At 43.9% G+C, this 11,901-nt stretch carries 9 protein-coding genes; 2 read left to right on the forward strand and 7 right to left on the reverse strand.

The genetic code is table 11. The features are described 5' to 3' along the window. The first annotated feature begins 13 nt into the window (after positions 1-13). Together OCV24_RS05735 and OCV24_RS05740 are read left to right on the forward strand one after the other, a co-directional pair. The gene (locus OCV24_RS05735) at positions 14-3,529 is read left to right on the forward strand and encodes a hypothetical protein (RefSeq protein WP_150878251.1); all 3,516 of its coding nucleotides are present in this window, start codon (positions 14-16) and stop codon (positions 3,527-3,529) included. A 61-nt stretch (positions 3,530-3,590) separates the two neighbouring features. Further along, on the forward strand, positions 3,591-4,541 hold the full coding sequence (locus OCV24_RS05740) for an OmpA family protein (RefSeq protein ID WP_150878253.1): 951 nt from the start codon (positions 3,591-3,593) through the stop codon (positions 4,539-4,541). 538 nt (positions 4,542-5,079) lie between these two features. Here the strand turns inward: OCV24_RS05740 and OCV24_RS05745 are convergent. From OCV24_RS05745 to OCV24_RS05775, 7 genes are read right to left on the reverse strand one after another with little or no spacing between them, the layout of a single operon-like run. Next, positions 5,080-5,505, reverse strand: a complete 426-nt coding sequence (locus tag OCV24_RS05745; RefSeq protein WP_150878255.1) for a hypothetical protein — start codon at positions 5,503-5,505, stop codon at positions 5,080-5,082. A gap of 11 nt (positions 5,506-5,516) precedes the next feature. Then, on the reverse strand, positions 5,517-6,047 hold the full coding sequence (locus OCV24_RS05750; protein ID WP_150878256.1) for a winged helix-turn-helix domain-containing protein: 531 nt from the start codon (positions 6,045-6,047) through the stop codon (positions 5,517-5,519). Positions 6,048-6,050: 3 nt separating this feature from the next. Next, on the reverse strand, positions 6,051-6,854 hold the full coding sequence (locus tag OCV24_RS05755; protein WP_150878258.1) for a LysM peptidoglycan-binding domain-containing protein: 804 nt from the start codon (positions 6,852-6,854) through the stop codon (positions 6,051-6,053). Next, entirely contained in the window at positions 6,854-7,894 is a 1,041-nt protein-coding gene (locus OCV24_RS05760; protein WP_150878260.1) for a hypothetical protein, read from the reverse strand. Before OCV24_RS05760 ends, OCV24_RS05755 begins: the two co-directional genes overlap by 1 nt. Next, the gene (locus tag OCV24_RS05765; RefSeq protein WP_017057138.1) at positions 7,894-8,598 is read right to left on the reverse strand and encodes a fimbrial biogenesis chaperone; all 705 of its coding nucleotides are present in this window, start codon (positions 8,596-8,598) and stop codon (positions 7,894-7,896) included. The genes OCV24_RS05760 and OCV24_RS05765 overlap by 1 nt, the downstream gene beginning before the upstream one ends. A 2-nt stretch (positions 8,599-8,600) precedes the next feature. After that, positions 8,601-11,384 (reverse strand): TcfC E-set like domain-containing protein, encoded by a 2,784-nt coding sequence (locus OCV24_RS05770; protein ID WP_150878262.1) that lies wholly within the window; start codon positions 11,382-11,384, stop codon positions 8,601-8,603. Then, positions 11,381-11,899: a hypothetical protein gene (locus OCV24_RS05775; protein ID WP_017057140.1), complete on the reverse strand. Its 519-nt coding sequence runs from the start codon at positions 11,897-11,899 to the stop codon at positions 11,381-11,383. Before OCV24_RS05775 ends, OCV24_RS05770 begins: the two co-directional genes overlap by 4 nt. Positions 11,900-11,901: the final 2 nt, after the last annotated feature.

Here is an 11,901-nt window from a genome sequence, read left to right on the forward strand (position 1 = left end):
ATCTGGAAATTGTATGAAAGTATTTAGTAAGTCTCGTTTAGCGACGTGTGTGTTAACGGCCATTCCTGTGATGGCGGTAGCGAAAGACACAGGTAAGCTTGAAAAACTCGGTTCTGAGACGACTGGCATTGAAATCATTAAGCCGAACCAAGACCAAGACAGTTCGCGTATTTACCTAGAACAAGGTGCGATTTGGGCAAGCCGCGACATCACTCGCTTTGACCCAGTATTAGATGTCAGTGTCAGCGATGAATTAGAAGTCGAACAAGGCACACTGCGTGACAGCGTCGGTTTCACCATTACCACCAACTACGGTTACTACATCAAAAAATACCAGTTGGAAGTGTACCGAGTGGGCGACTTTGGCTTGTCTGAGCCAATCGCTGTACTTGATGGCGACAAACTGGCGAACGACTCTGACATCAATTGGGATGGTCAAACCGATGTTGACTACCAATTTGAGGTCGGCGAGCAGTTGATGTTCCGTCTAAAAGCGTGGGACAAAGATGGCAACATGGACGTGACCACGGTTGGTGTGACGGATTTGGTGAAGCCTGATTCTGAAGTCGATATCGACCGAAACGATAACGACGATGAGGAGAGCAAAGGTAAAAGTTACGGACAGGCAAAGCTGATGCGTCACAACATTCCGACCAATGCGGGCTTAGCGAAATTCATCGGTACTGGCTTAAAGGGCGTTGATAAAGTCATCATCGGTGAAGATGCATTTGATGTCGAAGATGGCAACTTATACGCCGAGCAATACCTACCAACAGACTCCTACATTTTCCCTACCAAGGTTGTGTTTGATAACGGTGATGAACGTCGCTACAAACTGTACGTTCGTATTCCAGATACGTACTACGCACAAACTGGTTTGGCTGATCTTTATGTTGGTAAGAATAATGTGTCTGGTAATAGCGATGCATTAAGTGTCGATGACCAGTATCAAGATGACATCTATAACCAAGGTCGTTTGGCGTACTTTGGGCAGGGGAAATTTGGCGACAAACTTCGTGTAACGACTCACTTCGATACGCGAGAAAGTGAAATCAAAGACATGTTCAAACATCCCTTCGCCTCGGACGATTCGGATGTGTTCGATATCCTCGAAGACGACGATGAGCTTTATTACGGCAACTATGGCGATAGCTCAAACATCGAAAAAGTGGTCAACACCAAGGGCAAGGTTTACCTCAATGTGGAATACGATAAGTCTCAATACTTGTGGGGTAACTACAACACGGGTTTAACAGGCACCGAGAACAACGATTACAACCGTAGCCTCTATGGTTTCAAAGCTGATTATCGTACTCGCGATACTACACAATACGGTGAAGACCGCTTGAACGTGGTCGGTTTTACCGCAGAAGCAGATTCGTTGTATGCACACGATGAGTTCTTGGGCACAGGCGGCTCTCTGTACTTCCTTCGTCATGGTGAAGCGGTACCGGGAAGTGACAAAGTTTACGTCAAAGTAAAAGATGAATCTGGCCTAGTGCAGAATGAAATCCCGCTTGAGCCGGGCGTCGACTATGATTTTGACCCATACCAAGGTCGAATTATTTTGACCAAGCCACTCGACAACATCCTATCCGATAGCTTTGGTAGCGTGATTGAAAACGGCGATGATTACGAAAACTTTCTGGTTGTCGATTATGAGTATGTTCCACAAGGTTCAGATTCATTAGATGCGATGTCTTACGGTGGTCGTGCCAAAGGCTGGATCAACGATTACATTGGCGTTGGCGTGACGTACGCGACCCAAGAGAAAGACAATCAAGATTACGAGTCTTATGGCACGGACTTAACGCTACGTGCCACTGAAGGGACCTACATTAAGGCTGAGTTTGCGCATAGTGAAGGTAGGCAAACCGAGTCGAATTTCGTCTCTACCGATGGTGGTTTAACCTTTACGCCAATCAGCGACACGTTGGGAGACCGCGAGGGTGATAGTGTCCAAATCACCGCAGTGACCAGCCTTTATGACCTTGCGCCAACCATCTTTGGTGCCGTTGGTAATGACCTGAAACTTTGGTACCGAGACAAAGACGCAGGATACAGCTACGCGAGCAGCAGCGATGATTTAGAGCAAGAGGCATACGGTGCTGAACTTCGTTTACAAGCCACTGATCGCTTGGCGGTTCTGTCTCGCTTCTCGACCAATGAAGAGCGCGATGTCGATGGTAATCTAGAAACAGATACTGAAACCATTGAGATTGAGACTCAAGTTAAAATCACCGAGCACATTAAGGTTTCGGCGGCAGGGCAACAAACTGAAGAGCTTAACCAAAACGACGAGCACAGCGATGCGACCTTAGCGGGTGTGCGTTTGGAATACATGTGGGACAGCGAGAACAGCGTTTATGTCAAAGGGCAAAAGACCGTCGATCAGTCGGATGACTATGACGAAAACGACAGCGCATCGATTGGTGCTGAATTCCAAGTGTTGGAAGACTTGTCTCTTGGCGGCGAATACACCGATGGCGACCGAGGCCAAGTAGCAGAAGCGACTGTGACTTACGATGTATCCGATGACCACTCAACCTACGTAACTTATGTAGATGATAACTACGAAGGCCAAAACAACGTGATTGTTGGTCAGCGTGCAGACCTGACTAGCAGTGTCGATTTCTACCAAGAGAACCAGTTCGTTGATGAAAACGATGGTCATGGCCGTATCGACTCGTACGGCTTTGGCTACGATGTGACGGAAGATGTCGAGATGGGGATCGGTTATCAGCTTGGTGAAATTGAAGATGACCAGAACATCACCACGGAGCGTGAGTCCATCAGCTTCAATGCTTCAATTGACCTAGATGACATCACCCTTAGCCACAAATTTGAATACCGAGTGGATAAGAGTGAAGACGACCCTGACATCGCTCAGCGAGAACTTCAACAAATCGTGACGACCAACCGTTATACGCATCACCTAACGGAAGAGTACACGCTATTTGGTAAGTACAACTACTCCATCACCGAAAGCGAGACTACGGGCGAAACCATGGCGCAATTTACTGAAGCCACTGGCGGCCTTGCGTATCGTCCGATCTACAACGATCGACTCAATTTACTGAGCCGCTACACGTATATTGCAGATTTCGATCAACTGGATCGCGATGTGGATTATCAAGACGAAACCAGCCAGATCATTGAAGTTGAAGCGATCTATTCGATTGACCAACATTGGGACGTCGGTACTAAGTACGCGCATAAATACAAACAGCAAGCTTTTGAGCGAGCATCTGGTTCGAATGAGCTGGTTAAAAGCGATATCGACCTATATGGACTTAGCGCTTCTTATCGCGTGATGAAAGAGTGGGATGTGACGGGTGAATACCACTGGAAAACAGACACACTCAACGATGAGCTAGAACACGGTGCGCTAGTTTCGGTGAACAAGCACATTGGCGAGAACTTTAAAATGGGGATTGGTTATAACTTCTCTGCGTTTGATAGTGACTTAACCAATGATGACGACTACGACGCATCCGGTGTGTTCATTAACTTAGTCGGTAAGATCTAAGCCAGCCCAAAGTGGGTTGAAAGTTAAGAGTTGAGAATTCGAAGTGACGGTTAAGAGTAAGATGAAAACAATTATTTTCCTAGTTAGCGCAGTGATGAGTACTTTGCTGCTGTCCGGCTGTGCAACCGACACGTACGTGAGTCAGGAGAACCGAGACAAGTTTGCTGGCATAGACGTGTCTAAGTTTTTAATCAGCGAGTGTTTGGCGCCGGAGCGTGAGGTGCACATCGCCATCGCAGAGCATTTTGCGTTTGATAAATACCAATTACGCGACCTCGACAAGATCAACTTGGATACCTTTGTTAAAGAGATCAGAGGCCTCAAAGGGCGTATCACGATTGTCGGCCATACTGATTACAAAGGTTCTCTGGAATACAACGAACGTCTTTCACAACGCCGTGCTAAATCGGTCGCAGATTATTTGAAAGGGCAACTAGACCCAACGCAATATGACTGGGAAGTGAAACACCTTGGTGAGACTCAACCTCTTCTGTTTGGTAAGACAGATAAAGACCGAGCGGAGAACCGCCGTGCATTTATTGTGTTTGAAGAAGCTCAGAAGTACGAAGATATGCCTTTCTGTGAGCCACCAAAACCAGAACGTAAAGTTTATATGGCAATGACGCCGCACTTCGATTTCGACAAATCAGTACTCAAGCAAGAAGATCTCACTCAGTTAGATGACTTCACAACTAAATTGAGCGGCCTGCAAGGTAGTATTATGGTGGCAGGGCACACCGACCAATCGGGTTCACTTTCTTACAATGAAAAGCTGGCAGAGCGCCGCGCAGAAACGGTGGTTGAATACCTCAAAACCAAACTTGACCCTAAGCAGTTCATCTGGGAAGTGAAGTCATTTGGTAAGTTGCAGCCTGCGATTAATGAACGCTCTGAAAAAGCCGATGCATTAAACCGCCGCGCGTTCATTGTGTTTAAAGAGTCTGATATTACCGCAGAACAGCAGGCTCTTGCCGGCAGTGAAAAAGAGGCGGTGAGCAGCGAGAGCGAGTAGAGTTCACCGAAGAATAACGAATAGTTGCCTTTACAATAAAACGCCAAAAAGCCCATACGTTGGGGCTTTTTGTTGCATGAGCTCAATGTGAAACAATCAATGTATCTTTGGGTAACTGCCTTTTATTTTAGCTGTTTGAGTCTGTACTCCCTCGACTTTTAGCTCTTCATCGTAGGTGACCTGAACTGTATTCTTTGTTAGATACCTTAATCTCGCATCAAAAAAATGATTATTTACGTTAATAAAGTCGCGGCGTAGGTCTGGAGTTAGGTGTTCGCCTACATGAAGGTATATCGATTCCAAGGTGAGAAAATAGAAAGAATTATTGGTGAAGCCTACTATTCCTGAGCTCTTCCGCGTTGTCCCGTCCGAAAGTGTCGTTACGAAGGTAAACAACCCGTTATTGACATATAAAATAAGAGATCGTTTTGGGTTTGATAATTGACTTTCAATTGTAAATTCGGAACCGAATAAACGAACCCACGGGCTAAAAATAATCATAAAACAAATGATGGAAGAGAATTGCCATACTGAAAATTTACCAGAAACCCAGCTTGCCTTTAAATTGAATATTTTCGATCTTTTCATGGTCTAAACGTTTCCGCATATAAATAGTGTGTTGGTCTGAACTAAATTGAGTGATATTGATACGGGACAAGTGTTGTATAGAATCGGCTTTTAACACTTCGCTGTCGTCAATATCTTTATTAAGAAACTTGTAGCTTTTATGCAAAGACAGCATAAAAACGGTGTCGTTGAACACTCCGTAGATACCATATCCATTCCTAACTACTTCATTTGGCAAAAACTGTACAGAAAAGTAAAATCCATGAGTGAATTGCAAGTGTGTTTCTATATTTTTCTCATAGGTATGGGCATAAATAGAAAATTGACCACCTGTAGCATTGAGGTATGGTATTGCTAACATAGTCACGACAATGATGATGAGTCGTTTAAAGTTCATGTATATCTCATTCAGTGATAAATAGAGTGGTAAAGTGCAAAGGTATAAACCCAAATCCAAATACTTAAAATGACGTCTCCCCAATGTATCGAAACGTTTTGAACTTTTACTTTAGTTTCATTTAACTTCTCTGTGTTCCTTTTATTCAACGTTCTCTTTGTATTTGAACCAGGTAAAATGGCAGAACGATTTGCAAGATTAATCTCATCAATCTTTTTATCGGGCACTAAACTAATATGATCTGGCACATATAACTTATATCCATGAGAAGGCACTACCTTTATTTCTGAATCATCAATGAGAGAATTCAGCTTTTTTCTCAGATGCATGATGCAGACATTGAGGGAGTTTGGTCCAACTTCCCGACCTGGCCATCCCGCTTGCTTTAACTGTTGGCGAGTGCACGACTCGAAATTATTTTCGTAAAGAACACGGAGAACATTAAATTCAATGTTACTGAGGGACACTGAATGCTGGAGAACCAATGGTTCTCCAGCATAAAGCTCTAGCGCGTCTCGTTTAGAGTTTAGATACAACAGCATGGCTTATTCACAACGTTTGTTTGGAATCAACACAACATCACCGGCATAGATCAAGTTGATGTCTTTGAGGTCAGCAAATTTGCGATTTAGTTGCTCTAGTCTCTTGAAACTAATTTGATGACTGTGAGCAATTTTGATTAGCCAATCATCTTGTTTTACGATGTAGCGAATTGGCTGACAGGTCTGTAGTTCTGCTTTGGGCTCGTATACCGCCATTTCAGAGGTTGACGAGACTGAAATATCGTCGTAGACCAATGGCTCCGCTTCAGTAACGTTTTGCGCCGGGAAGTGATAGCGCACGCCCAAGGTGAGAATTTGTAGATCTTTTTCAGAGTCAGCGCTAAAAATGAATTTATAGCCAAATTTCATAGTAAGTTGATCGTTGAACTCATACTCCACGCCAAGTTGACTGATGGGAGACCATGTATCGCTTTCCCATAGTGAGCCCATACCAGCATAAAGGTTGTAGTGGCGAGATAGTGGGATCGTGCCGAGTAACGAAATATCAATGCTGTTGAATCTTTGTTCCTCAACTTCTGAATAAGGGAGGTCCGGTTCTTTCATGGTTTTGATGTGCCCGTAATAACCAGTACTGGCCTCGACGGACCATGTTTTTGTTAGGTCGTAACCTAAAAGAATTTGACCACCAAATGCAGCATCAGACACTTCAGAGTTAGTTTTCCCTGCGTTGGTCACATCAACGCCAATATAAATTGGTGATGCATTAGCTAAACATAAGCTCGGCAGTACTAATGCACCCGCAATAAAGCTTTTGGCCATTAGCGTATGATTAAACAATATTTTCATTAGTACAGTTCCTCAAACATGACGGTGAAACTTCCTGAATAAGTACCAGTCTCCACATCTGTCGAAGGAATATTTTGGTAATTCACATTGAGATCGAAATTGATCACTGAGCTTGGTGATTGAATCACGTAGCTGGTCTGGTTATTGTCGAGTTGATTGACGCCATTCTTAACCCAGTCTTTATCTTCACAATTCGCTTCATTGCACTGAATAGAGTAGGGGATGGATGTGTTGCCTGACGCCGAAGTAAGTTCAAACTCATTGGTTAATAATGTCATCGACAAGCCAGTACTGAACTGGCCAATTGCCGTGATATTGAATGTGGTTTGAGCTGAAACAGTGTGATTGGTTGTGTCATATACTGGGCTCAGTACACCATCACCGCTAACGTCAATACTCTCTAAGCTATTAGGTGTGTAATCGATATTCACAGTAAAAACGTCGGGTAGAATACGGTAAGTTAACGCCCCTCCTGCCGAACGATAGTAATATTTGATGTCAGCTGGAATTGTTGCCGTATACACACCTTTTGCCTGACCTTGAAGCGAGTTCAATAGCGACGTTGTATCTATGTTGAACGTCGGGCGATAAAAATAAAACGGTGTGACTGATTGCGAATACTCAAGTGAAAAATTGGCACTGCAGTTTTGGGTATCGCTGTCACCGAGCGTTACAATATTCCCCGATAACTGAGACTGGCTACATGTAGGCGTTACAAATTTATTATCACCGCGTGTGTATGGGTTAGATGCTGTGTTGTATTGCAATCCATTAACCGCAATCGCCGCTTCCACACTTTGACCTGCGTTGCTGGTTAATGTCATGGTGTCTGGCTTGTCTGTAACAAATGCACTAGGCAAAAACTGACTCGTTGTGGTGAGGCCATTTGCGATAGACCAATCACTCAAGGTATATTGGTCCGCACCGAGAATGATGGCGTTTTCAAAACGCACTTGTTGCCCCTCAATATTGATATTGAGAGTGGCAGCGTAGTTAGGCATAGCCGCGAATAATAGCGACAATAAAACGAGTCGTTTCATTACTTACTCTCACTCAGAGTGACATCTTGACGGTAACTTTCATCGTGATTAACGACCGTAACTTTTAAGTTCGAGGGGTTAATGTTTTCCGGCAAAGGGTAGCTACGCTCACGGCCAGCAAGTGACATGATCGTCGCTTCGCAATCTTCTGTTACTTCATCGGTACACTGATCAACATAGGCGCGCACAAAGCTGTTGCCCGTATTGTTGATGTACAGCTCGCCTTTGTCTAAAGACATTGAGTAATCAATATCTTGAGTTTGTGCCGGAATCACAAATAAAGGACGGTAGCCAAAGTTAATGGTTACTGCCGATTTAAGCTTGCCTTCTGGATCGTATGGAGAGGGCTCGAAGCTCACGAGGTAGTACTGATCTTCGGTGAAATCGCATTTGTTGCCACATAAAGATCGAACACCGATTTGTTTTTGGCGATTCGGTTCTAAAATTGTTTTGTTGTGAGTAAGTGTTACGTGCCAATCTTCAAAATTGCTTTCAGAGTAAGGTATGCGTGTGATTTTACCGTCTTCGACAATTAGTTGAGTAATATTGGAATTAATAAATTCCGTGATTTCTTTGCGATTGGTTAGGGTAAATACGCCGTTTCCGTATTCGTCTCCAACCAATAACATGGTATCGACGTTCATTGCATTCGCATTAACAGAGGTTGCAAGAACTGTCGTCAGTAAAATAGGAAGCTTTTTCATAATCAGTTACCTTCAGGTCGGTTAAGTACAAAGTTGTGCTCTCGTAGCGATTCCGAATTGGCGTAGCGAGCAACATTTTCTATGTGTTGACGTTGTTGATGACTGAGTTGAAGTTCCTTATTTACAGTCAGGTAGACAAAAGAAGTATGACCTAGACGAGTGGTAATAAACTCCAGCCCGCTGTCAGTCAGTGCATGCAATTGTTCGTTCAGTGTGTTGATGTCATCGAATTCACCGATGTACATCACGTTAATTTCTTCGTTGTTACTCACCAACATCATTGATTCCATTGGATTCAAGTTTGGTTGGCAGAAGTTAGTCCCAAAGTTCAGTTGTTTCGCATCATCGACAGACGGCAAGTAACATTGTTGGCCGTTACTGGTTAGAGCGAACTGTTGTCCTTCTTGAACATCGATTTTGTGAATGCCAGTCGTAATGCTTGATACGTTCAAACATGCCGGGCCTTCACATTCAATGTTGTGTACATCGTTGCCGAAAATGTCCTTGAATTTACTAACAAAGCTGATCACACGGCTCACGTTTGAGTTCAACTCAATGACCGAGCCAGGGTGTGTGTATCCCGTCACTGATTGTTCGCCAGTGTTGTGTAAAGCGACACTTTCTACATCAAGCTCTATCGTTGCAGCTTGGTAGTCGTTTAGGGTAATGACTGCTCGGTCGTTGTAGATGTACTGTTTGTTCATCACCTGATCATCGGCACGTACAACCACTAAGCCTTTTGTCTTTTTCTCGTCGGTATCAAAACGGATGTTATTTTTGGTATCGACCACCACATAAGCATCACTTTGTGCGGTAGTGAAACTCATGCTCTCACCGCCAATAATTTGGGTGCTACGTAATGTAGCGTTTAACGCTTTTTCGCCGTTGTTCGCGGCGTAGACAAAACCATCGGCTTGGTAGTATTCATCACGTTTTGCCGCGTACGCTGTCAAATTGGTCACCGCTGCATTCGCTGAATTAACGTAATAGCTATTACTAGCCGTCAGTCGTAAGTCTGTATCTCGGTCTTTAATCAAATCGTGCGTTTCTAAGCTGTTGGTATATTGGCTGAAACCATTATCTGTGATCGTGACACCTGTGTTTCCTGTCAGTTTTGAAGACAGAGGTACCGACCAATTCAGAGATATTGATAACTCACCGTCTTCCCAATTTGATGTCAGTTGCTCATTATTAAGAGTGACATTCAGATCAAGCGTTGAATCGACAATAAACGGCGCACTCAAGCCTGATGAAAACGACCAATTACGGAGTGAACTGTTGTACAAGTTGCTCTGTTCGATGTAACTCACTGAGCTATACCCACGAACCGTGTCACCAATGGTGTAGCTGGTGGAAATACCGAGTTGTTCTTTGTTACTCGCGCCATATAAGTGTTCAGCAAATTGGTTTTGGTCTGGGTTATTCAGGCGCTCATAGGTAAAGCCCAAGCTGCCAAGGTTCCAATATCCAGATACATACCAAGCTTCATTGTCGATGTTAGAAAGGAATATTTCATAGCGGCTATCGAAGGGTAGGTAGCCTTTAAAACCTAACTGACCCATCGCATGTTTGTTGGTTAATGTGCTGCCAATCGCCACCGTTTGTGTATCAGACCATTTGTATGCCAATCCACCTTGAAGGAATGCCACGCCTTCGAATTCATTAGTTAAAGACACTCCTGATGGTTGGTCTTCGTCACTCTGAACAGTGTCGTTGTCTTGGAATTGGCCCGCGGCAACCGAGTAATCGAATTCACCAGTATTCAATGTGTCTGTATTGGCGTTGTAAATTCGTACCGATTCAGAAGAAACCACTTGCGTACCCGCAGAGATCTCAACAGTTACGTCATACACGCCATCTGGGAGTTCTGAGTAGCTGATGCTTCCTTGACCTTCTTGTACAGACTGCTGCACGATGATTTGGTCATCGCGAAATATTTTTAACACACCTTGGGTCTGTGCGTAGAAGTACAGTGACTGCTCTTCATTTTTAGCGGTACGGCTTAAGTTTTTGCTCGAAGACAAGTTGATGTTTACATCATGGTATTGAGTACTGTTGAGCAAGAAAGAGGTACTGTTAAGCGCCAAACGATCTTGATGATAGCCTGTTGTTAAACGTAGGTTTTGGTATTCAAGGTTGTAATAGCCGTAATTAAGCTCAGACGCATCTTCTTGGTTGCTCAGGTAGGTATCTACGTGAACCGAGCCATAAGGCAATCCTAAAATAAATTGGTCACTTAAGTTCACATTCAAGTCGTCGGTAAAGTCGCTTGATGTGTATAAGCTCGCGTTGTTGATCAAGCCTGGGTTTGCGTTGTAAGTCGACGCGTAATGCTTCTTGAGTGCTTTCGGTTTGTTCTCCTCAAGTAGCTCTTTGTTTACGTATAGGTAGAGCTTGTTTGAGTGATAATCATAAAAAGTGTCATACGTTTTAGGAGTAAGGCTGCATAAGTTCAGGTCGCCCTGGCAGTCAACAGTATTCGACTGACCGCGAGTAAACCCAGCAACTATTTGCTTTGCTGAGCGCTCATTTAGTCCTGATGACATCAGTTTCTTTGCAACTGCAGTTGCATCTTCAGGATTACTGAATTGCACTGAATCGTAAGTTACAGACATAGGAATCGTCATGTAACGACCATCAATGTTTTTTAACTCGACATCGCGCTCCTGTTGCGAGTAAAAATCTTCAAATCCAGCGGGGATTGAAGTGTCTCCATTAGCAGAAACCAGATGTGACAAGGTCCATGAACTTAAGATCGCTGTTGTAATCAACGTGCTATTTTTCATAATGTAAGCTCCGCTAAAACAGATAACTGGCCTTGGCACAGGTTTGAGCCTGTCGGTAAAGCCCCAAAGGATAATATGACGTCGTACTCGCCACTCTTTAGGTCGTTTGATGTGGTGTTGAAATCCATCAGAACAGGGGTTAATGAGGTTAAGGGCTGTTCAGCGACAGTGACATCAACAAGATCTTCAGGCGTTGTTAGTGCCTGTTTATGAATATCGAAACATTGAGCTGTATTGCCGGTCATGAACAACTGGAACCGAGTCGACTGATCAGAACTTGGAATATCGGTCTCGACCAATAACTGTGTTGTAGCATCACGAAAAGTGTCGGTTTTTGGATCGACCCTTAGCGATAAAGAAGAAGGGGAAAACGCGACTTCTGTAATTTGATAAGAGAAAAAGTGCTTCTTATCGATTTCGCTCGTTAACTGGAACGTATGAGTTTCTGCATTGGCATAAAGACTCATCGCGCCTGCAGTTAACAAAGCGAGAAGTGTGTGAGTTAAGTAATTCACAG

Origin of the sequence: Vibrio kanaloae (assembly GCF_024347535.1) — a bacterium.
Lineage (GTDB): Bacteria > Pseudomonadota > Gammaproteobacteria > Enterobacterales > Vibrionaceae > Vibrio > Vibrio kanaloae.

Bases quoted from the DNA above. Each gene is read 5' to 3' on its own strand.
- OCV24_RS05765 (WP_017057138.1), bottom strand. From the start codon at position 8,598: ATGAAAAAGCTTCCTATTTTACTGACGACAGTTCTTGCAACCTCTGTT.
- OCV24_RS05735 (WP_150878251.1), top strand. From the start codon at position 14: ATGAAAGTATTTAGTAAGTCTCGTTTAGCGACGTGTGTGTTAACGGCC.
- OCV24_RS05770 (WP_150878262.1), bottom strand. From the start codon at position 11,384: ATGAAAAATAGCACGTTGATTACAACAGCGATCTTAAGTTCATGGACC.
- OCV24_RS05740 (WP_150878253.1), top strand. From the start codon at position 3,591: ATGAAAACAATTATTTTCCTAGTTAGCGCAGTGATGAGTACTTTGCTG.
- OCV24_RS05750 (WP_150878256.1), bottom strand. From the start codon at position 6,047: ATGCTGTTGTATCTAAACTCTAAACGAGACGCGCTAGAGCTTTATGCT.
- OCV24_RS05745 (WP_150878255.1), bottom strand. From the start codon at position 5,505: ATGAACTTTAAACGACTCATCATCATTGTCGTGACTATGTTAGCAATA.
- OCV24_RS05755 (WP_150878258.1), bottom strand. From the start codon at position 6,854: ATGAAAATATTGTTTAATCATACGCTAATGGCCAAAAGCTTTATTGCG.
- OCV24_RS05760 (WP_150878260.1), bottom strand. From the start codon at position 7,894: ATGAAACGACTCGTTTTATTGTCGCTATTATTCGCGGCTATGCCTAAC.